The 22,318-nt window shown below is 75.0% G+C and carries 12 protein-coding genes; 8 read left to right on the forward strand and 4 right to left on the reverse strand.

The window, feature by feature from the left end:
* Positions 1-7: 7 nt before the first annotated feature.
* Positions 8-883: a GNAT family N-acetyltransferase gene (locus NX794_RS06370; RefSeq protein ID WP_258777207.1), complete on the reverse strand. Its 876-nt coding sequence runs from the start codon at positions 881-883 to the stop codon at positions 8-10.
* 265 nt (positions 884-1,148) lie between these two features.
* On the opposite strand from NX794_RS06370, the gene NX794_RS06375 reads away from it, so the two are divergent.
* The 5 genes from NX794_RS06375 (at position 1,149) to NX794_RS06395 (ending at position 13,801) form a co-directional block, all read left to right on the forward strand.
* Positions 1,149-2,858 (forward strand): carbamoyltransferase family protein, encoded by a 1,710-nt coding sequence (locus NX794_RS06375; protein WP_258777208.1) that lies wholly within the window; start codon positions 1,149-1,151, stop codon positions 2,856-2,858.
* A gap of 79 nt (positions 2,859-2,937) precedes the next feature.
* Complete coding sequence (locus NX794_RS06380; protein WP_258777209.1) at positions 2,938-4,242, forward strand: MFS transporter; 1,305 nt, start codon at positions 2,938-2,940, stop codon at positions 4,240-4,242.
* Positions 4,243-4,255: 13 nt separating this feature from the next.
* On the forward strand, positions 4,256-7,474 hold the full coding sequence (locus tag NX794_RS06385; RefSeq protein WP_258777210.1) for an AMP-binding protein: 3,219 nt from the start codon (positions 4,256-4,258) through the stop codon (positions 7,472-7,474).
* Positions 7,471-10,680 carry a non-ribosomal peptide synthetase gene (locus NX794_RS06390; protein WP_258777211.1) on the forward strand — a complete coding sequence of 1,070 codons (3,210 nt, stop codon included), beginning with the start codon at positions 7,471-7,473 and terminating at the stop codon, positions 10,678-10,680. Before NX794_RS06385 ends, NX794_RS06390 begins: the two co-directional genes overlap by 4 nt.
* Before the next feature lie 79 nt (positions 10,681-10,759).
* On the forward strand, positions 10,760-13,801 hold the full coding sequence (locus tag NX794_RS06395; RefSeq protein WP_258777212.1) for a lantibiotic dehydratase: 3,042 nt from the start codon (positions 10,760-10,762) through the stop codon (positions 13,799-13,801).
* Here NX794_RS06395 and NX794_RS06400 read toward each other — a convergent pair.
* The 3 genes from NX794_RS06400 to NX794_RS06410 form a co-directional block, all read right to left on the reverse strand.
* On the reverse strand, positions 13,762-14,244 hold the full coding sequence (locus NX794_RS06400) for a hypothetical protein (RefSeq protein ID WP_258777213.1): 483 nt from the start codon (positions 14,242-14,244) through the stop codon (positions 13,762-13,764). The two genes, NX794_RS06395 and NX794_RS06400, sit on opposite strands and share 40 nt — an antisense overlap.
* A 253-nt stretch (positions 14,245-14,497) precedes the next feature.
* The gene (locus NX794_RS06405; protein WP_258777214.1) at positions 14,498-15,532 is read right to left on the reverse strand and encodes a helix-turn-helix transcriptional regulator; all 1,035 of its coding nucleotides are present in this window, start codon (positions 15,530-15,532) and stop codon (positions 14,498-14,500) included.
* Between the two features lie 436 nt (positions 15,533-15,968).
* Positions 15,969-16,415, reverse strand: a complete 447-nt coding sequence (locus tag NX794_RS06410) for a nuclear transport factor 2 family protein (RefSeq protein ID WP_258777215.1) — start codon at positions 16,413-16,415, stop codon at positions 15,969-15,971.
* Positions 16,416-16,780: 365 nt separating this feature from the next.
* On the opposite strand from NX794_RS06410, the gene NX794_RS06415 reads away from it, so the two are divergent.
* The 3 genes from NX794_RS06415 to NX794_RS06425 all read left to right on the forward strand — a co-directional run bounded on the left by NX794_RS06415 (position 16,781) and on the right by NX794_RS06425 (position 22,294).
* Positions 16,781-19,840 (forward strand): AfsR/SARP family transcriptional regulator, encoded by a 3,060-nt coding sequence (locus NX794_RS06415; protein ID WP_258777216.1) that lies wholly within the window; start codon positions 16,781-16,783, stop codon positions 19,838-19,840.
* A 63-nt stretch (positions 19,841-19,903) separates the two neighbouring features.
* Entirely contained in the window at positions 19,904-21,985 is a 2,082-nt protein-coding gene (locus tag NX794_RS06420; protein WP_258777218.1) for a P-loop NTPase, read from the forward strand.
* 135 nt (positions 21,986-22,120) lie between these two features.
* Positions 22,121-22,294: a hypothetical protein gene (locus tag NX794_RS06425; protein ID WP_258777219.1), complete on the forward strand. Its 174-nt coding sequence runs from the start codon at positions 22,121-22,123 to the stop codon at positions 22,292-22,294.
* Positions 22,295-22,318 lie beyond the last annotated feature (24 nt).

The following is a 22,318-nucleotide window of genomic DNA, read 5'->3' on the forward strand; positions in this document are numbered from 1 at the left end:
TCCCCTCTCAGCCGGCGGACCGCGTGTAGGTGGGGTAGCGCAGGACCGAGCCGCCGAACCCGAGCTTGAACCGGTTGATCCCGGCCGTCTTCCCCGTCACCTCGCCGGTGGATATACCGCTCAGGTCGAAATGGTCCAGCCCCTCGGCCGCCGCCCGCCTGATGGTCTCGAAATGCACGAAGTTCATCGAGCCGTCGACGCGGTGATCCGGATGCGTGGCCACAAAACGCGCCTCCAGGGAATTCCGGTTCCGGAAGCATATGGAACCGGCCGCCACCCGCCCCTCGTGCACAGCGGTGAAAAGCCGGACCGACGGATGCTCCAGCAGATCGTGCAGCAGATCGAGGGGGGCGAGGTCGGGTGAATCCGCGCGGACCATCGCCGGTGCGTAGAAGTCGTAGAACTCTTCGATCCGGCCGGGGTCGTCGGAGAATTCCAGACCGCTGCGCAGTGCCCGGCGCACCCGGCCGCGGGTGCTCGGGCGCATCCGGGCGAGGATCGCCTCGGCACCGCCACCGGTGGGCACGAGTCCGGTGGCGTAGGGCGGGGCGGGCCGGTACCCGGCGGCTGCCAGCACCTCGGGGAAGTCCCACTCCGGAAGCAGCACCAGCGTGGCGGAGCCGAGCCGGGAAACCCCGCTGAGCAGGGCGGACAGCAGCTCCGGGTCCGGGTGTCCGGCCGGTCCCTTCCACAGGAACCAGCCGTCGTCACCGCCGTCCTCCAGCAGCGCGGCGGCGCTCCGGCCGCCGGGGGAGTCCGCGCGCAGCAGCCGCACCGGATCGCCGCGCCCCGCCAGCAGCCGGAACCGGCCGGCGCTCTGGTGGAAGTCCTCCGCGGGGACGTCCGCCTCGTCGGGAACGTCGGCGGTGTCTTCCGAATGCATGATCGGACGAAGCACGGTGTGACCTTTCTTCTGGTTTCTCGCGCGGGAAATTGGACGTGTCCAGCGGGTTTCTCGGCATGCGGCAGAACGAGAAAGTGCGAAGAGGTGACCGAACCGCCCGGCGGGTTTCCGCCCGGTGCGGTCTCGGAGAAGGAAAGAGGCCGGCGCCTATTTCTTCGGCGCGGTATCGCTGCTAATTTCTAGCGCACCGGTCGTCGTCCGTCAATTACCGGGCCCACGGCCCGTTCGAAGGGAATGACTTGCCATGCGAATTCTCGGTGTGAATGGCTGGCCGGGCGCGAGCCACGACGGGTCCGCCTGCCTCCTGGTCGACGGGAAGGTGGTGGCGTTCGCCGAGGAGGAACGCTTCACCCGGCACAAGCACGGCTACGGCGAGGCACCGCTGCACGCCGCCGCGTTCTGCCTCCGGGAGGGCGGCCTGACGCTGGAGGACATCGACGTCGTCGCGCACGGCTGGGACATGCCCTCGCTGCTCACCCGGCGGGGCCTGGACTGGTTCCCCGACAGCGCCACCGCCCTGGACTTCCTGTTCCCCCGGGAGTTCTACCCGCGCAGCCGCGACCCGCAGCTGGTCTTCGTCCCGCACCACACCGCCCACGCGGCCAGCGCCTACTACTTCTCCGGCCGCGAGCAGGGCGCCGTCCTGGTCCTCGACGGCCAGGGGGAGTGCGAGAGCGCCACGCTCGCCTCCGCCGTCGGCGGCGAGCTGAAGGTGCTGGAGGCCGTCCCGCCCGGCTGGTCCCTCGGCTACTTCTACGCCGCCGTCTGCGAGTACGCGGGCCTCGGCGCCGACGCCGCCGGCAAGGCCATGGGGCTCGCCCCCTACGGCACGCCCGGAGACCTGACCTTCGGCGGCGGCCTCGGCTTCCACGACGACGGCTACACCGTCGGACCGGTGCCGCGCTCCCTGCTGTCCACCGGCAGCACCGACGAGGAGGCGGACACCCTGCGGCTGTGGCTCGCCCACCTGGAGAAGACCAGCGCGCTGCCGCCCAACCGCACCAGCCGCCACTACGACCGCGAGCGCGGCCGCTTCGTCCGGCGCACCGAACGCGACCCCTACGAGTACCGGGACCTCGCGGCCACCGCTCAGGAGGCACTGGAGCGCTCGGTCGTCGCGATGGCCCGGCGGCTGCTGCGCGAGACCGGCCAGGACACCCTGCTGCTGGCCGGCGGTGTCGGCTTCAACGCGACCCTCAACGGCAAGCTCGCCCGACTCCCCGAGGTCCGCGACCTGTTCGTGCAGCCTCTCGCCGGCGACCAGGGCGTCAGCCTCGGCGCGGCGGGCTGGGTGGCCGCCCAGCACGGCGAGACCATCACGCCGATGACCGGCTCGCTCGCGTACGGCGAGCAGTGGGACGCCGACGCCGTCCGCCGGGTGCTGCACAAGCAGGGCGTCCGCCACGCCGAGCACGAGGACATAGCCGACGCGGTGGCCGGGCTGCTGGGCCGCGGCCAGATCGTCGGCTGGCACCAGGGACGCGGCGAGGGCGGCCCCCGTGCCCTGGGCCACCGCTCCATCGTGACCGCGCCGTTCCCGGTGGCCAAGCGCGACCGCATCAACCTCACGGTCAAGGACCGGGAATGGTGGCGGCCGTTCGCGCCCAGCATGCGCCTGGAGGAGGCCGGCACCCTGCTCGGCGACGACACCCCGCTGCCCTACATGATCGTCACCACCCCCGTGCCCGACGCCGGGCGGGACGCGATGCCCGCGGTGATCCACGTCGACGGCACCACCCGCCCGCAGACGGTCACCGCCGAGGACGACCCGCTCTACCACCGGCTGCTGGGCCAAGTCGCCGAGCACACCGGCCACGCGGTCGTCCTCAACACGTCGTTCAACGGCCGTGACGAGCCGGTCGTGTGGACCCCCGCCGACGCCCTCGCCACCTTCGCCCGCAGCCCCCTGGACGCCCTGGCGCTGGGCCCGTTCCTGATCCGCCGCACCGACTGACGCCGCCCGCCGCACCCCAGACCGCCCTGTCCGCCGGACGCCCCCGTGCTAGCGTCCTCCCATGCCTTATTAGGTCCGCATGCCCCAGCCGCCGTCCTCCGGCCCCTTCCGCGTCGGCCTCGTGTACCTGTACACCGGCCTGACCGAACTCCTCCCGCTGCACGCCGTCTACGCCCTGTCGATGACCTCGCACGGGGTCTCCACCGGAGAACTGTCGGTTCTCTTCGCGGTGTGGACGGTGACCACCTTCGTCTGCGAGGTCCCTTCCGGGGCCCTGGCCGACCGCTTCCCCCGCCACCGCGTGCTCGCCGCCGCGGCGCTCGCGCAATGCACCGGGTTCGCCCTGTGGACCGCGCTGCCCTCGCTCGGCTCGTTCGCGGCCGGATTCGTCCTGTGGGGTGCGGGCACCGCCCTCACCTCCGGGACGCTCCAGTCCCTGGTCTACGACGGCCTCGCCGCCGAGGGCAGAGCCGGCCGGTACGCCCATGTCAGCAGCCGGGTGGCCGCCGTCCAGGCGTGCTCGGTGGCGGCCAGCTCACTGGCCGCCACCCCGCTGGTCCTGTTCGGCGGCTATCCCGCCGCCGGCTGGGTGTCCGTCCTGTTCACCCTGCTCGCCGTCCCCACCGCCCTCGGCCTCGGCCGCCGGGCCCCCGGCCCGGTTCCGGCCGCCGCGCCGGAGCCGGACACGGAGTCGGGCCGGGAGCCGGACCCGCGTCCCGACCCCGGCGCGCACCCCGAGGGCTATCTCGCCGTGCTGCGCGCCGGGCTCGCCGAGGCCCGCACCACCCCGCGGGTGCGCTCCGCCGCCCTGCTGGCCGCCGCCCTCACCGGCCTCGCCGTGGTGGACGAGTACCTCCCGGTGCTGGCCCGCGAGGCCGGCACGCCCGCCGCCGCCGTGCCGCTGCTCCTGCTGCTGCCCTGGGCGGCGATGGCGGCGGGCGGCTTCGCAGGCGGACGCATGGCCGGCGCCGGCGACCGCCTGCTGGCGGTGCTGCTCGGCGCGGGCGGTGCGGCGCTGGCCGCCGGAGCGCTCACCGCCCGCCCGGCCGGGTTCCTCGGCATCGCCGCGTTCTACTGGGTGCTGCGGCTGGCCCAGGTCGTCGCCGACACCCGGCTCCAGCACGCCATCTCCGGGCCGGCCCGGGCCACGGTCACCTCGGTCGCCGGTCTCGGCGCCCAGGCCGTCGCCCTCGCCGTCTTCCTGACCCTCGGCCTCGCGGCCCGCTGGGCCTCCGCGGCCGTGCTGGTCGCCCTCACCGCCGTACCGGTACTGCTGCTGGCCGTGCGGCTGGCCCTGCGACCGGCCCCCGCGCACCACACCCCGCCACCGCCCGACGACTCCCCGCGTCCCGCACGGGCCGACGCCGTCGAACGCCACTCATGAAGGAGAGCGAAGCATGACAACGCACACGGCCGACGCCGTCGTGGAGAGCCTGGCCGACGACGTACGGCAGGCCCTCGGCCTCACCCCCGGGGAACCGCTCGACCCCTCGTTCGCGGCCCTGGGCGGCAGCTCCCTGGACGCCGCCCAGCTCACCCTCCGGATGCGCCGCGTCCACGGCCTCGACGTCGGCGCCCACGAACTCCTCAACGCGGTCAGCGTGCGGCACCTCCTGGACGACCTCGCCGCCCGCCCCCGCACCGCCTCGGCCGCCGGCGCCGCGGACCCCGCGCCCCTCGACCGCGCGCCACTGACCTGGCAGCAGCGGGTGATCTGGTACCAGTCCCTGCTCGATCCGGACTCCTCCCGCTACGTCTTCCACGCCCTGTTCCACTTCGCCGAGGCGCCCCGCCCCGCCGCCCTGCGCGTACTGCTCCGCCGGATGCTGCGCCGCCACCCGGTGCTGCGCACCCGGCTGGTCTTCGACGACGGCGAACCCTGGCAGGTGGTGCCCGCCGCCGACGTCACCGACGCCGAGACCGACCTCACCGTCGTGGACCTCCCCGAGGCGACGGCGTCCCCGGAGGAACTCGTCCGACTCAGCGGCGCCGACCGCCCCTTCGACCTGCGGACCGGCCCGCTGCTGCGCTGGGTGCTGGTCCGGCTCCCCGACGGCCGCGCGGTATTGGTGCACACCGAGCACCACCTCATCCACGACGGCAAGTCCTTCGTCGCCCTGCTCGGCAGCCTCCACGACGACACCGACACGCCCGACACCCGCTACTTCGGCTACGCCGCCGCCCAGACGCCCGCCGACCCCGCAGAGGTCCGCGAGGTCGCCGAACGCGCCGCGAAGGCCGCCGGCCGCGTCCTGGACGGCGGTCACGCCGCCACCGGCCGGGACACCTTCCTGCGGCTGCCCGTGCCCCCCGCGCTGCTGCGCGAGGTCCGGGAGGGCGCCCGCCGGGCGTCGGTGTCCCTGTTCACCGCCCTGTTCACGGCGTTCTCCCAGGCGCTCACCCAGTACGAGGGGGTCGGCGCCGCCGTCCTCGGCAGCGCGGTGGAGAACCGGCCGCCCGGCCACGAGGACACCGTCGGCATGTTCGTCTCCACCGTCCCCGTGGTCGTCGAACGGCGCCCCGGCGAGCTGCCCGAGGCCACCCTGCGCCGCACCCGGGGCGCGCTGCGCGAGGCGATGGACCGCTCCGCCGTTCCGCTCGCCGACGTCGTCCAGGCCGTCGGCGGCACCGACGGCCGCGGCGACACCGCCGTGGTCCGGGCCGCGTTCAGCATGCACCAGCAGGTCGAGCACGAGATCGAACTGGCCGGCGCCACCGCCCGGGTCCAGCTCGGCGTGTTCAACGGAGCCGCCAAGTTCCCCGTCAACGTCATCGCCGTCACCTCCGGGACCGGCGACGACACCCGCGTCGAACTGCTGATGGAGGCCCAGGACGGCGCCGTCGACCGCGACGACCTGTGGGCGCTGTGGACCGGAACCGTGGAATGGCTGCGCACCTGGGTCCAGCTGCTGCCCGAGCGGCGCACCCCGTCCCCCGCCACCCTCGTCACCCGGGTGACCGAGCGCGCCGCCGCCGACCCGGACGCGGTGGCCCTCGATGACGGCGAACGCCGCCTCACCTACGGCGAGTTGACGGCCTGGGGCGAAGGGGCCCGGCAGCTGCTCGACCGGCCCGGCGAGGTGGTCGGCATCCTGGGGACGGCCTCCCCCGACTTCTTCGCCTGCGCCTACGCCGTCCTGCACGCCGGCGGCACCTACGTCCCGCTGGAGGCGGGACAGCCCGACGAACGACTGGCCTCCATGGTCGCCCAGGCCCGCTGCACCACCGTCGTCCGGCTGCCCGGCGTCCCCGCCGGCCGGGCCGCCGCGCTCGACGGACCCGGCACCGCGGCGCGCCAGGTGGACTGGGCCGCACTCATCGACGCGTGGCCCGCCGCCCCCGCCTCGGACACCGCGCCGGACACCGGCAGCGCCGTCCCCGCCTACGTCATGTTCACCTCCGGCAGCACCGGCGAGCCCAAGGGCGTCATGGTGCCCCGGTCCGCCCTGGACCGGCTCGCCGACTGGGCGGTGCGCGAACTGCGGATCGGCCCCGACACCGCCGTAGGACAGCTCGCCAACGCCGCCTTCGACGCCTCCGCGTTCGAGGTGTGGTCCGGGCTGTACGCCGGCGCCCGCATCCGGTTCGCGCCCGCCGGACTCCGCGCCGACCCGCAGCGCCTCGCGGACTGGTTCGCCGAGACGGGCGTCGAGTACGCCTTCGTCTCCACCCCCATCGCCGAACTCCTCGCCCGGGTGCCGAAGCCGGCCGGCAGCCGGCTCGACCGCGTCTCCACCGGCGGCGACCGGCTGCACGCGCTCCCCGAGGACACGCCGTTCGAGGTGCTCAACATGTACGGCCCGACCGAGACGACCGTGGTGGCCACGGCCGGCTGGGTCGACCCCGGCGGCACCGGACTGCCCCCGATCGGCCGCGCCCTGCCCTACGGCTACACACGCTTGGTCACCCCCGACGGCGCCCTCGCCGCACCGGGCGAGCAGGGCGAACTCTGGGTCGGCGGGGACGGGGTGGCCACCGGGTACGCGAACGCGCCCCGGCAGACCGCCGCCCGCTTCGTCGCCGACCCGCACGCCGAGGACGGCGCGCTCGTGTACCGCACCGGTGACCTCGTCCGGCTCGACAGCGGCGGCCGGCTGCACTACTCGGGGCGCCGGGACCGGCAGTTCAAGCTGGCCGGGGTGCGCTTCGAACTCGGCGAGACCGAGGCGGTCGCGCTGCGCAGGCCCGGCGTCGAGCAGGCCGTGGCGCTGACGGCGGGGTCGGCCGCCGGTCCCCGGCTGCACCTCTTCGTCACCCTCGCCGCGGGCACGGACCCGGACGCGACCGACGAGGCGATCCGCGCCGCCCTGCCCGCGCAGCTGCGGCACCTGACGATCCACCACCCGGACGCCCTGCCGTACAACGCCAGCGGCAAGGTGGACCAGCGGCGCCTGACGGAACTGGCGGCACAGGGACGGGAGGCCGGGACCACGGCGCCCGTGCCGACCGGGCCCGCGCCCGCGGACGCCACCGGCCGCACCCCCGGCCACAGTGCCGCGCTGGAGGTGCTGTGGCCCGCCCTCGCGCCGTTGTCCCGGCGGGAGCGGCTGGACCTGGCGCACCGGCTGATCGGCTCCGTGCTCGACGGCACCACGGCCCACGAGGAGACCCGATGAACTCCGCCCCGCCTCCGGCACCCACGCTGGAAGCGACCCCGTACCAGGCGTCCCAGCTGATGGCCTCGCTGCTGTCCGACCGGCACCGGGTCGGCACCCTGCCCGTCCGCATCCCGCTGGACGGGCCGGACGCCCAGGGAGCGGGCGCCGTGGTCGGCCTCCCCGAGGCGCAGCGCGCCTGGACCGCACTGCTGCGCTCGACGACGGCCCTGCGCGTCCGCTTCCACGACACCCCCGACGGGCTCGTCCAGGAACCGCGCGGGTACGACGGCCTGCCCGAGGACACCGTCCGGGTGACCCTCGGCGACGACGACCCCGACGCGGACGGTCTCGCGCCGTTCGGGCCCGTGCTGCTGACGGCCCGGCTGGACCTGCGCGGCAGCGGCCCGGTGCTGGCGGTGCGCGTGCACCACGCGCTCGTGGACGAGCACTCCGTGCTGCTCCTCGGCCGGGCGCTGCGGCACTTCCTCGCCCACCCCGACGCCCTCCCCGAGGACGACGGCGACCACTACCGGCGGGCCCAGGATGCCCTGCTGGAGGCGTCCCGCCGGCCGCCGGCCCCGCGTCCCGGGGGCGAGGCACCGCGCCGCCCGGCCGACCCCGGCGGGCCGGCCGCGCCGCTGCTGAGCCGTCCGGGCACGGACCCCCGCGAGCGCGCGCACCACGTGGTGCGGCTCGCCCCCGAAACGGTCAAGGCGCTACGGCGGGCGGCCCGGCAGGCCCGGGCCTCCGCCGTCTCCGTGGCGCACGCGGCCGTCCTGGCCGCGCTGCACCGGCTGGTCCCCGACCGCACCCCCGTCGTCGGCGTGCCGATGACCCTGCGCGACCTGCGGGCCGTCGGCTTCGACGCCGTCGGCCTCTACCTCAACGTCGTGCCCACCACGATCCCCTGCTCCGAAAACGACACCTTCGGCGACCTAGTCGAGCGGGTCCGCGCCGAGTCGCTGGCCCTGCACGGGCGCAAGTTCGCGTCCGTCGGCGACCTCGCCGCGGCGGACGGCGTCGCCCGGCCCGGCAACCGCGCCTACGCCGACCTGGTGCTCGCCTTCCGCGACGGCTCCCTGCCGCCCGGCACCGACGAGCGCGCCGCGGCTGCCCGGCGGACCGCGGAACCCGGCGCCCCGCTCAACGTCGAGGTGGTGCTCGGTCCCGAGCACGGGCTGATCCTCTTCGACTGGCGCAGCGGGCTCGTGCCCTGGCCGCCCGCCGCACAGCTCGCCTCGGCCGTCGTCCAGGCCCTCACCGAGCTGCCCGCCCGGCCCGATGGGCGGGTGGGGGAGTTCGCCCTGCTGGACGCCGGGAGCACCGCCGAGGTACGGCGGCACCTCGGCGGCCAGCCGCCGACGGCCGGCGCCCCGGCGCCCTCCGTCGTCGAACTCGTCGAGCGCGCCGCCGCCCGCGCTCCCGACGCGCCGGCCCTCAGCGACGCCGAACGCACCTGGACCTACGACGAGTTGGCGGCGGCCGTGCGCCGGGTGCGGGCCGTGCTGCGGTCCCGGGAACTGCCGCGCGGCGCGCGGGTCGCGGTCGCCTGCGGCCTGGACGCCTGGCAGGTGGCCACCGCGCTGGCGGTCTGGCAGGAGGGCCTGTGCTACGTGCCGGTGGACCCTCGGGGCCCCGCCGAACGCAACCGGTTCGTGCTCGCCGACTCCAAAGCCGCGCTGGTGGTGTGCGCCCCCGGCGCGTCCGACGCCTCCTTCCTCGCCGGGACGCCCGAGCGGGACGTCGTCACCACCGACGCGCTGCCCCCGGAACCGGCCGACGGCACCGCACCCGCCGCCGGCCGCCCGGAACCGGACGAGCCCGCCTACCTCATGTACACCTCGGGCACCACGGGCCGCCCCAAGGGGGTGACGGTCACCCACCACAACCTGGCCGGGTTCCTCCGGGCGATGACCCTGGCCCTGCCGGGAGCGGCGGAGGGCGACTGGCTGGCCGAGACCTCGCCGTCGTTCGACATCTCCTACGTCGAGATGTTCTGGCCGCTGACCCACGGCCGGCATGTCCAGCTGCGCTCGCCCGACGCCCGCGAGGACCCCGGCGACGGGCGGCCGTTCGCGCACCGCCAGTGCACGCCCGCGCGGGCCGGCCAACTGCTCACCGCACGGGAACTGGGCCACCCGCTGGGCCGGTGGGACGTCGCGCCGCGCTACTGGCTGCTGGGCGGCGAACGGCTGCCCGGCGCGCTCCTGGAGCGGCTGCGCGCGGCCTACCCCGACACCGTCTTCGTGAACATGTACGGCCCCACCGAGGCGACGGTGTGGGCGACCTACCACGTGGTCCGCGGCGACGAGGGCGCCGACGTGCCCCTGGGCCGGCCGCTGCCCAACAGCGGGGTGCTGGTGACGGACCCGCACGGACACGACGTGCCCGAGGGCGTCGTCGGCGAACTCCTCGTCATCGGCGACTCGGTGGCCTCCGGGTACCTGAACCGCCCGGACGCGACCCGGCGGCGGTTCACCACGGTGGCCACGGCCGGCGGGACGCGCGCCTACCGCACCGGGGACCTGGTGTGCGCGGGCCCGGACGGGCGCCTGTACTTCCGCGGGCGCGACGACGACCAGGTGAAGATCCGGGGCCACCGCGTGGAACCCGGCGAACTGGAACAACGGCTGCTGGTCCTGCCGGGCGTCCGCGAGGCCGTCGCCGTGGTGCTGGACGCCGGCGACCCCGAACGCATCCGGCTGGCCGCCGCCGTCACGGTGGCCGACCCCGCGTCCTTCGACCCGGCGCAGGCACGACGGCTGCTCGCGGCGGAGGTCCCGGAGGCGATGCTGCCCGCCGAACTCGTCGTCCTGGACGCCCTGCCACGGCTGACCAACGGCAAGGCGGACCGGCTCGCCGTACGGGCCGCCTGCGAAGCGGCCGCGGCCGGTACCGGCACGGCGGGGCTCGGCCCCGGCCCCCTCGACGCCGCGTCCCGCCCCGCGCTTCCCGGCACGTCGGGGGCGCCCGGCTCCGGTGCCACGGGCGAGGCGCCGGACCCGGCACTGGGCGCGGTGCTCGCCGCCGCCGAGAAGATCTTCCACCGGGCGGTCGGCGACCACGAGAACTTCTTCGACCTGGGCGGCAACTCCCTCACCGCGCTCCGGTTGACCGCGCTCGTCCGGGCCGAGGGCTTCCACCTTGAGGTGGAGGACGTCCTCGACCTGCCCGACATGCGCGCCCTCGCCGACCAGGCCGCCCCTGGCCCAGGCCCCGGCTGACCGGCCCGGGCGGCGCGCGCACCACGCCGCCCGGTTCCCTTCCCCCTTCCCCCGCCCCTGTTATCCGAGAGGAGCGCCCGTGTCCGGCGACGTCACCGTGGTCCACGTAGGCGAGCCCTGGCCCGAGCACTGGTCCACGTCCGTCTACCTGTGCGGCCCCACACCCCGCGACCCCGCCCTGGACTCCTGGCGCCCGCACGCCGAACACCTGCTGCGCGAGCACTGGAGCGGCGAGGGCCGGCTCGCCGTCTTCCTGCCCGAGGCCCCCGACGGGCAGTCCGAACCGCCCTACCCGCAGCAGGTCGCCTGGGAGGAGGCGGCGATGCACGCGGCCGACGCCATCCTCTTCTACGTCCCCCGCGACCTGGCCACCCTGCCCGGCCTGGTCACCAACGTGAAGTGGGGCGCCTGGCACGACTGCGGGCGCGCGGTGCTCGGCTCCCCGCCGGGCGCCCAGCGCAACGAGTACCTGCTGCACTTCGCGGAGCTGCTCGCCGTACCAGTCGCCCACGACCTGCCCGGCGCGGTCACGGCGGCCCTCGCCCTGGCCGGCCCGGGTGCGCGTCGCGAGGGCGCCGACCGGCATGTCCCGCTCGCCCTGTGGCGGTCGCCCGAGTTCCGCGACTGGCACGCCGGCCTTGCCGGGCGGGGCGACGCCCTGCTCGGCGGGCGCCTGCTGTGGAGCCGCGGCAACCCCGTCACGGACTGGGTGTTCGAGGCCCGGCTGCGGTCGGCCGCCACCGGGCTGGAGCGCACCGAGCTGGCGTCGCGGGCCGGAGAACCCCCGCCCGCGCACCCCGCGCACCTCGCCCCGCTGGGGACGACCGGCTGGTCCGTGTGGCGGGACGTGATGCTGCGCGGCGCCGGCTTCCCCGCCTCCGACCTCACGGCCCTGGCCAGCCCCGCTCTCGCCGCGGCGGCCGACCTCGCGGCCGACGGCGATCCCACGGCCGCGGCCGACTACAAGCACGCCTACGACCGGGCCGTCGACGACCTGCGGGCCGCGGTGGGCCGCACGGCCGGCGCGACTGCCTTCCGGGAGGCCGTGCTCTGGCAGAACCAGGCCGTGGTCCACCACCACCTGCACAAGGCGGCCGCGGGCGGCCCGCGCAACGCACAAGGCCGCCGCAACGAACTCGTCATCGCCTCCTACCTCCAGCGGTACACCCTGAAGAACGACACCATCGGGTGGTTCGGGCCCGTCGGCTGGGCCCGCTGCACCGACGCCGACGGCCCGCTGACGGTACGTCCGGGCCCGGCGCTGACCGCCGAACGGCACACGTTCTTCGAGAACTGGGCGGTGGACGCCCTGGCCGCCACGGTCGCCCGGACACCCGGCGTACTGCCCTGGCTGGTGCCGCGCCCGGTCGCCTCGCACGCCCGGCGCGGACACACGCTGCTGCGCCCCCGCCGCCCCTCGCGCGAACTCACCGACGACGAACTCGCGCTGCTGGAGCTGTGCGACGGGCGGCGGACCACCGCCGAGGTGACCGCAGCCGCTCCCGGCGGCCCGCGAGCCGCCCTGCCGGTCCTGGTACGGCTGCACGAGGAGGGCATCGTCCGCCTCGACCTCACCGGCCCCGTCGAGGCCCGGCCGGAACACACCCTGCGTCGCGCGCTGGCCCGGATCGGCGACCCCGAGGTGCGGGCCCGCGCCCTCGCCCCCGTGGACCGGCTGGTGCGGCTGCGGGAGGACGTCGCCGCCGCGGCCGGCGACCCGGACCGGCTGGACCCGGCGCTGACCGCGCTGCGCGGCGCGTTCGAGGACATCACCGCCCGCGACGCGACCCGCAGGGCGGGCGCCGACTACGCCGGCCGCACCCTCGTCTACGAGGACACCGCCCGGGACGTCCAGGTCGGCCTGGGCACCCCGCTCATCTCGGAGCTGGCCGCGCCCCTCGGACTGCTCCTGGACAGCGCCGACTGGCTGGTACGGCGGGTCGCCGACGGCTACCGGGACCTCTTCGACGCCCTGTACGACCGTGAGACCCGGCGCACCGGCGAGCCGGGCGTCCCGCTGGCGTGGCTGGTGGCGCTGGCGGCCGACCAGCTGTCCACCGGCCACCGCAGCGTGCCCCCGCCGGTCGAGCGGGCCGTCACGGAGTTCCAGGACCGCTGGCGGCGGGTGCTGCCGCTGCCCGGCACCGCGCGCCACACGGTGACCGCCGCCGCCCTCGCCGAGGGCGTGGCACGCGAGTTCCCGGCGGGGCCGCTGCCCTGGGCCGCCGCGACCCACCACTGCCCGGACCTGATGATCGCGGCGACGGGACCGCAGGCGGTGGCCGACGGCGACTGGGAGGGCGTGCTCGGCGAACTCCACGTGGCCACCAACACCCTGGAAGGCCGCGCCTTCGTCGACCGGCACCCCGACCCGGAGCGGCTGCTGCGGGCGGCCGAGGCCGACTACGCGGGCCGCCGGGTGTACGCCGTACCGCCGAAGGACTCGCTGTTCGTCAGCTCACGGCTGGCGCCTCCGTCGGCGCTGCTGTCACCGGCGTACCGTTACTGGTCGTGGGCGGAGGGGCAGGACTCGGCCGAGGTGCCGGGGACGCCGCTGCCGGCGGGCGGGCTGCGGGTGTGCCGGGAGGACGGCGGGCTGGTGGTCCGCGCCGACGACGGGACCCGCGTCCCGCTGCTGGAGGCGGTCGGCGAGTTCCTGAGCGCGGCGGTGGCCGGCGCGTTCAGCCCCTTCGCGCGGGCTCCGCACCGGCCCCGGGTGACCGTCGGCCGGCTGGTGGTGGCGCGGGAGTCGTGGTCGGTGCCGGTGGCCGCGCTGGGCTGGGTCCGCGAGACCGACGAGGCCGCCCGGTTCGCCGCCGCCCGTCGGTGGCGGGCCGAACTGGGCCTTCCGGAGCGGGTGTTCTACCGGGTCCCGCACGAACTCAAACCGATGGCGGGGGACTTCGGCAGTCTGGCGTTGGTGAACCTGATGGCCAGGACGGTCCGTGCGGTGCCGGACGGTCCGGACGCCACCGTCACCCTGACGGAGATGTATCCGGGGCCCGACAGGCTCTGGCTGCCGGACGCGGCCGGCGCCCGCTACACCAGCGAGCTGCGGTTCGTCGCCACCCGGGCCGGCTCTCACCGGACCGAGAGGGTCAGCTCCAGCACGAGCGCCTGACTGCGCGCGGACAGCGCCCGGCTGAACCCGGCCGGGAGGTAGAGGACCTCGCCCGCCCGGAGCCGGTGGCGCAGCCAGCCGACTCCGTCGGGCCAGTCCGTCCCGAGCGGCGTGAGCCGTGCCTCGACGGCTCCGAGCAGGGGCAGCAGGAAGGTGTCGGCCGCGACCGGCGTCTCCTCGGTGGCGTCCCCGGCCGGGACCGTGTGGTAGGCGGCGCGGGTCTCGTGGTCCACGAGTGCGCCGAGGCGTTCGGCGAAGTCGAGGGCGGGGTGCCACGGCGCGTCGCCGTCCTGCCCGTGGGCGGCGGCCAGGGCGGGCACGACGGTGTCCTCGCCGCGCGGCCACACCACCGCGGCGCTGCGTCCGCCATGGGTGGAGAACGTCCACACCATGTCGGTGAGGAAGGTCTCAAGGTCGGCCTGGAGAACCGATGCTGCGTCCAATGCACATCTCCTCGTTCGGTCCGGGGCGCACGGAGAGACCGCGGGCGATCCCCGCGGCACGGCGCTTCGCCGACGTGGTGCGGCCCCGGATCCGGTGTGCGGGTCGTGTTCCGGGTGTTCGCGGTAGGGGCGCGGGCCGAGCGGCGGCACACGACGCGGGTCCCGGCGGGGACCGGCAGGCGTCGGTGCCGTCGCGTCGGCGCCGACGCCTGCCACGTTCGTGACCGTGTCCTACCGTGCCGGGGCGCGCAAGTCACGATTCCGCGCCACTGCCGACCGGCGGACGTCCCGTCAGCTGCGCCTGGGCGGCCAGCACCCCGGCCTGGAAGCGGCTGTCCGCGCCGAGGGTCTCCATGATGTCGGCGATGTGCCGGCGGGCGGTGCGCAGCGACATGCCGAGTCGGCGGGCTATCGACTCGTCCTTCAGCCCGGCGGCGAGCAGGTCCACGATGGTCTGGTGGATCTCCTTGGCCACCCGCTCCAGACCGTCCTGGGCGGCGTCGGAGAAGGGGGTCGCCCGGATCCAGTACTGCTCGAAGATGTCATGGAAGTAGCCCACGATGGTGGGCTCGCGCACCGCGACCGCGCCCCAGCTGTCCGTCCGGTCGGGAAGGAAGGCGAGGCTCTTGTCGTAGATGATGACCCTTCCGAAGAGTTCGTGCGAGGTCCGGTACTCGGCGCCGAGCGCCGTCGCCGCCGCGACGTAGGCCTGGCTGGGGCCGTTGAAGCGGGCCGTGTGGTGGTAGAGGGTGCGCATGCGCACGTTCCGGGAGAGCAGGGCGTGATCCCGGCCCAGGGCCTCCTCCATCGCCTCCGGAACCCGCCCGCTGCCACCGGGCTGGCTGCTGACCACTTCCTCCTGGCACTCGGCCGACGCCCGGTTCAGCGCGGCCCTGACCTCCTCGAGCGTCGGGATCACCTCCACGGTGAAGTCCCGGTTGGAGGCGCGGCCGGCGAAGAAGTGATCGCGTAAACGGTTGATCTTGCCGTGCACCAGGTCGAGTTGCTCCTCGTGATGGCGGATGGCAGCGCGCAGCGGCGCCGTCAGGGTGGGGGCCACCGCGTCCGGGTCCACGACCACGACCTCGCCGGGGGAGTCGCGGACGGGTCTGACGAGGCCGAGCGCGCCCAGCCGCTTCAGCGCCGACTCGGCTCTCCCCCGAGGGAGTCCGAGCTCCGCGGCCGCCTGTTCGGGCCGGCCGCTGCCCCCGTCGACAATCCACCCGTAGACGAGGATGTCGTCCTCGTCGATGGGCGGGGAGCCGGGTGACGTTCGCTGCTCATTCATTCGTTCAGTATTTGCATAGCAGATGAACAATCCATAGGCGATCCGACGTGGTGTTCTCCAACGCCGCGTGACCTTCCGCACACGGGTCCGAAGCCGGTCCGCGGGCGGGCGAGTGCCGCTCGGAGGCCGTGTGTGGCGCGTTCGCGTGACTGTCTTTCGAGCGGGTCCGAGCCCACACTGAGCAGCGGAAGGAAGACCGCCGGCGGTGAACGCCTCTGGTGACAGCGGAACACGGGACCCACGAAGGGGCGCGGCATGGGGAGTCCTCCGCCATACGGCGCGGACGGCGGACTCCTTCGCGGCCTGGTTCCGGCCACCGCGCGAACCGGCGCCCCGCGCCCCGGCGGTCCCGTTCCGCGCGGCTGCCGGAGGCGGCGGCATCCGGCGGCGATGCGTGGCAGCCGTGGCGAGGTCCCCTGAAACGGCGCTGATCATCTCACTCCGCCGTGGAGCCCTCGGTGTGCGACGGCGCTCCGCCCGGCAGGGGTGCGTGGTAGTAGCGTCGGCACGACCGGACCAGCGTCTGTCCGGACAGGGTGAACACGTCCGCGAAGTCCACGCCGTAGGGTGCCTGGTGCCCCGCCCCGCGCGGCTGGCGCACCACCCGGCCGAGCACCACCACCCGTCCCTCGTCGGCGACGACGGTGTCCACCTCGTGCCGCCTGAGCAGGGTGGCCTGCGCCGCGTGCGCGCTGAGCACCGCGTCACGGCCCCGGAGCGGCGGGGCACCGGGATGGTCCAGCCGCACGTCCTGCTCGGTGAGCGAGGCGTACCCGTCGATGTCCCCGATGTCCAAGTAGTGGTAGGTGAGCATCACATGTTTCACGCCGGCCGCCGTCACCTTCGAACCGGCTTGCGGAAAAGGGGAGTTGTCGGTGTTCATGACTGGATGACCGGCCTCTCGCTCTCGGTGCCCGGGTGCCGCGGAGCCGACGGCTCCCACCGGGCGATCCTCCGGCCGGTCGCTGTCCCGCCGCTATCACCGCGCCATCGCGCCCTCGTGACCTGGTCACCCGTTGCTCGGATCCTGGTCACCCCTGACCACCCGGCGCGGCCGGGCGCCTTCGGGGCGGCGGACCGGGCGGTGGCGTGCGGGTCACGTCACGGCCCCGGCCACGTCCCTGGTCCACCCGCTGCTCACCGCTGTCCAGCTGGTGTTCAGGCCGGTGGGCAGGGGTGTCCGGGCCCTAGACTTGGCGGCCGGACACACGCTGTGACCTGCTGTGTGTGAGGGGGAGGGGAGGGCTCATGACCGGAGTGCACCTCGAATCGCGTGACCGGTCAGCGGGATTCACGTTCCAGGTGCTCGGCGAGCTGAAGGTGTTCGGCGACCAGGGCGCCGTGCCGGTCACCGCGGGCAGACAGCAGGTCGTCCTCGCCGCCCTGCTCCTGGAGAGCGGACGGCTCCAGAACTGCGACCACCTCATCCGGCTGCTGTGGGCCGAGACCCCGCCCGAGACCGCCCGGACCCAGGTGCAGATCTGTGTGTCGCGGATGCGCAAGACCCTGGCCGCCGCCGCCGTCAAGGCCGTCATCGAGACCCGCCCTCCTGGCTACGTGCTCCAGATCGACGACACGGCGCTCGACCTGAACGTCTTCCGGCGCGGTGTCGCCGACGCCGCCGCGCTCGGCGGCGAGGGACGCACCGCCGAGGCCGCCGCCCTGCTGCGCACGGCGGTCGGCCTGTGGCACGGCCCCTGTCTGAACGGCGTTCCCAGTGACGCGCTGGTCCGGGTCGCCGAGCACATCGACGAGGAACGCCTCGCGGCGACGGAGTCGTTCGTCGAGCTGGAACTCGCGCTCGGCCGCCATCACCAACTGATCGCCGAAACAGCCCGGCTGGTGGTCGAGAACCCCCTGCGGGAACGTTTTCGCGGACAGTTGATGCTCGCCCTGCACCGCTCCGGCAGACAGGCCGAGGCCCTGGAGGTCTACCGGCAGGGCCGCACCCTGCTCATGGACGAACTCGGCCTCCAGCCCGGTGAGGATCTGCGCCTGCTGGAGCGGGCCATCCTGACCGAGGACGCCTGCCTGCGGCTGGAGCGTCCGGCCGGCACCGCACTGCGCGGCACCGAGCAGATGCCCGGCGCACCCGCCGGACCGGAACCGGAACCGGCCGCCGCCGAGGACGGCCGCACCGCGGCCCGCGCCGCCGTCCCCCGGCAACTCCCGGTGGACACCGGGGACTTCGTCGGGCACCAGCGGCTCGTCGCCGAGGCTGAGGGCGTCCTGACGAACACCTCGCCGGACCGGGCCCCGGGCATCGTCGTCGTCACCGGCCGCTCCGGCATCGGCAAGAGCACCTTCGCCGCCCGGGTCGCGCACCGGCTCGCCGAGTCCCACTTCCCCGACGGCCAGCTCTACTGCCAGCTGCGCGGCGGCCGGGCCGACCCCGTCGACCCCCGCGAGGTCCTCGGCCGGTTCCTGCGCGCCCTGGGCCTGCCGGGGCCCGCCATCCCCGACTCCCTGGAGGAGCGGGGCGCGATCTACCGCAGCATGCTCGCCGACCGCCGCATCCTGGTCGTCCTCGACGACGCCGTGGGCGAGGAGCAGATCTTCCCGCTGCTGCCCGGCGGCCGCTCCTGCGGGGTCCTCGTCACCAGCAGGGCACGGCTCACCGCCCTCCCCGGAGCCCACCGGGTCACGCTGGACATCCTCGACGAGCGGAGTTCACTGGAACTGTTCGGCAACGTCATCGGCGCCGACCGGGTCCACGGCGAACCGGAGGCCGCCAGGGCACTGGCCGCCGCCGTCGGCGGGCTGCCGCTCGCCCTGCGCATCGTCGCCGCCCGGCTGGCCGCCCGCCCGCTCTGGCCGCTCGCGTACATGGTGCAGCGGCTCGCCGACGAGCGCCGCCGCCTCGACGAACTGACCCACGGCGAGATGACCGTACGGGCCAGTCTCTCCCTCACCTACGACGGACTGGCCGAGACCGACCGCACCCTGCTGCGGCTGCTCAGCCTCACCAAGGGCTCCACCTTCCCCAGCTGGATCGGCGGCGCCCTCCTCGACGCCCCGGACGCCTACCCGTACCCGTCCGACCTCATGGAACCCCTGGTCGACGTGCAGATGCTGGACGTCGCGGGGGTCGACGCCACCGGGGAGCTGCGCTACGGCTTCCACGACATCATCCGGCTGTTCGCCCGGGACCGGCTGGCCGCCGAGTCCGACGAGAGCGAACGGCGGGCCGCGCTCCGCCGGGTGGGCGGCGCCTGGCTCGCCCTGATCGGCGAGGCCCAGCGGCGGGTCTTCGGCACCCACTACATCGGCGGCCCCGCCGTCCGCTGGAACCCGCCCGCAGACCACGTCAGGACCATCCTGGCCCGGCCCCTGGAATGGCTGGACACCGAACGCGAGAACCTGAGCCTGACCGTGGAGAGCCTCGCCCAGGAGGGCGAGGACGGCTACGCCTGGGAACTCGCCGTCAGTCTCGCCCCGTTCTACGAGGCCCGGGGCTACCTCGACCACTGGGCCCGCACCCACCGCAAGGCACTGACCGCCGTGCGCCGCAGCGGCAACCGGCTGGGCCAGGCCGCCCTGCTCGCCTCCCTCGGCTCGCTGCACCTCAACCGCCGCAACCTGCCCGAGGCCCGCCGCGCGCTGACCACCGCCGCCGGTCTCTTCGAGGAGTCCGGCCACACCAAAGGGCTCGGGCTGTGCCATCGCGACCTCGGCCTGCTGGAACGGTTCGCCGGCCATGACACCGCCGCGATGGACCTGTTCGCCCGGGCGGAGCGGGACTTCGGCGACGGCGACCCGTGGGCCCGCGCCTCCGTCCTCGTCCAGCGCGCGGTCATCCTGCTGCGGCGCGGCGACTTCCGCCGGGTGGAGGCGGAACTCGCCGAGGCGCTGGAGATCTGGCGCGACCTCGGCTGCCTCGGCGGCCAGGCCCGGGTACTCCAGCGCGCGGGCCAGCTGCACCTGCACCGCGGGCAGCTCGACGAGGCCCGCACGGCGCTGTCCGAGGGCCTCGGCATGGTCCGGGACGAGGGCGACGTGATCGGCGAGGGGTACATCCTCCACGACCTCGGCCAGGTCCACGCCCGGCTCGGCGAACTGACCGAGGCGGGCGCGTACTTCGCCAGGGCGCTCTCGGTGCGCGAGGACATCCTCGACCAGGCCGGGGCCGCCTCTGTCCGGGTCGACCTCGCCGACCTGTCCCTGCGCGCCGGCGACAGCGCGAAGGCCGGCGGGCTGCTCACCGACGCCCTGGAGGTGTTCGGCCGGCTGGGCATGGCCGAGGAGGAGGAGCGGGCCGCCGGGCTGCTCACCCGGGTGACTGCCGACAGCACCACCGAGGACCGGTGACGCCGACACCGCAGCCGTGCACGTGCCGACGAGCCGACCCCGACCCGAGGTATCCGTCCCCCCATGAACCCGCACAGCGCTCCGGCGCCCCGGCGGCCGGCCCCCGACGCCTCCGTCCACGATCGAGAAGAGACGTTTCTGCGCCGCTTCGTCGGCCGGGAGACCGAACTGGCCCGGTTCCGCGCGGCGCTGGACGAATCGCCCGGCACGGTCACCGTGCTGGCGCTGCACGGGCCCGGCGGCATCGGCAAGACCCAGCTGCTGCGCCGGTTCGCCGTGGAGGCCCGGCGGCGCGGGCGGCACGTCGTCGCGGCGGACGCCGGGCGCACCGGCCCCACCGAGGAGGCGTTCGCCGCCGCGGCGGACGTCCCCGGCACCGGCCGGCCGGTGCTCCTCGTGGACAACGCCGACCGGCTCGGCCCGCTGGAGGACTGGTTCAGGGACCGCTACCTCACCGGCCTGCCGCCCGGCTCCCTCGTCGTCCTCGCCGGCCGCGAACCGCCCGGACTGCGCTGGCGTACCGATCCGGCCTGGGCCGACACCCTGCGCGTCGGACGCCTGGACCGGCTGTCCCGCGCCGAGTCGGGCCGCCTGCTCCAGGACGCCGCACCCGGCCGGACCACCGCCCGCGGCGCCCGCCTCGCCTTCGCCGCCGGCCACCCCCTCGCCCTGCGGCTCGCCGCCCGGGACCGGGACGCGCCGCCGGGACAGACCTGGCAGCCCGCGCCCGAGACCGTCGCCGAACTGATGGACCGCGTGGTCGGCCCGGTCCCCTCGCCCCTGCACCGGCAGGCGCTGGAGATCTGCGCACACGTCCCCGAGACCACCGAGGACCTGCTGCGCGCCTTCCTGCCGGACCAGGCCCACGAGATCTTCGACTGGCTGCGCCGCCGCCCCTACGCCATCAGCGGCCGCGCCGGGCTGCGGCTGCTGCCCGTGGTGGCCGAGGCCCTGGACCGTGACCTCGGGTGGCGCGCGCCCGACGCCTACCTGTCCCTGCACAAGGCCCTGCGCACCCACCTCCAGACGCTGATCCGCACCCGCCCCGAGCCCGTCTCGCTGTCCGCCGCCGGCGCCTTCCACCACATCCAGACCCGGGGCCGGCGCCTGTCCGGACCCGGCCGGGACGTACACGCCGAGGCAGGATGCGACCCGGTGTACGAGACCCCCTGCGACGCCGAGGACCTGCCCGCCGTACGCGACCTCGCGCACGAACGCCTCGGCCCGGAGGGCGTCGCGGCCGTCGATTTCTGGCTGCACCGCAGGCCGCACGGCTTCCACCTCTACCGCGCTGCCCGCACCGGCGAGATCGTCGGCGTGCTGGGTCTGCTGACCTTCGACCGCTGGGACGCCGTGGAGACCGCCATCGACCCGGTGGTCGCCGTCGTCCGCGAGCACGTCGAGTCGCACCGTGAACCGGGCCCCGGAGAGCGGGTGAACCTGGTGCGCTTCGCCCTGCTGCGCCGCCGCCCGCACGACCTCGCGGCCGCCTCCGCGGCCATGCTCGTGCGCGTCACCCGGGAACTGCACGTCCAGGACCGGCTCGCCTGGACCTTCCATGCCCAGAACGGCGACGGTCCCGACGGCCTGCTGGAGTACGCCGACTTCCGCCGCCTGCCCGGCGGCCCGCGACTCGCCGCACAGAACGTCACGCTGTTCGGACACGACTGGGGGACCACGGGAATGAACGCGTGGTGTGATCTGCTCGACGACCGCATGCTCTTCGGACTGCGCACACCCGGCGGCACCGGACCGCCCCGCACGGCGGCGCTGTCCCGGGCGGCCTTCGACCGGGCCGTCCACGACCTGCTGCGCGACTGGCACCAGCGTGAGCGGCTGGCCCAGAACCCGCTGCTGCACGCCGCGTTCGTCGCCCGGCACTCCGGCGACCCGGAGCAGAACCTGCGCCGGCTCGTCGTCCGGGCCATCGAGTCCATCGACCAGGACCCCAGGGCGAAGGGACAACGGGCCGCGGTCTGGGCGACGTACGTCGAGGGCGGCAGCACCCAGCAGGCGGTGGCCCGGGAACTCGCGCTGTCCTTCAGCACCTACCGCCGCTATCTCAAACGCGGTCTGGAACGGGTGTGCTGGCACCTGTGGGAGCAGGAGGCGGCGAACGCCGCGCGGGGAACCTCCGCCTGGTAGCCGTGAGAGGGAGAAACCGCAGGCCAGGACGGCTATCCACGGGGGATAGCGGCGTCAAAGCGGAGTGATTACCGCGACTCCTAACTTTCCTTCCACAAGCCCGGCAGCGGGCCGAGGGAGAGAGAGGAAGCCACCATGAACAGGACTTTCGCACTGGTCGTGAGGCACATGAGGGCCACCGCCGTCGTCACCGCCGCGGTCGCCGCCCTGCTGGGCGCGGTGGCGGTCGAGACCGAGGCGCACGGACAGCGGACGGCCACCGTGCAGGCCGGCGACAGCTCCACGGACAACACCAACCCCTGGAGCTGACGACGCGCCGACCGGGACGGCACC

It is taken from the genome of Streptomyces pyxinicus (assembly GCF_024753135.1).
GTDB classification, from domain to species: Bacteria; Actinomycetota; Actinomycetes; order Streptomycetales; family Streptomycetaceae; genus Streptomyces; species Streptomyces pyxinicus.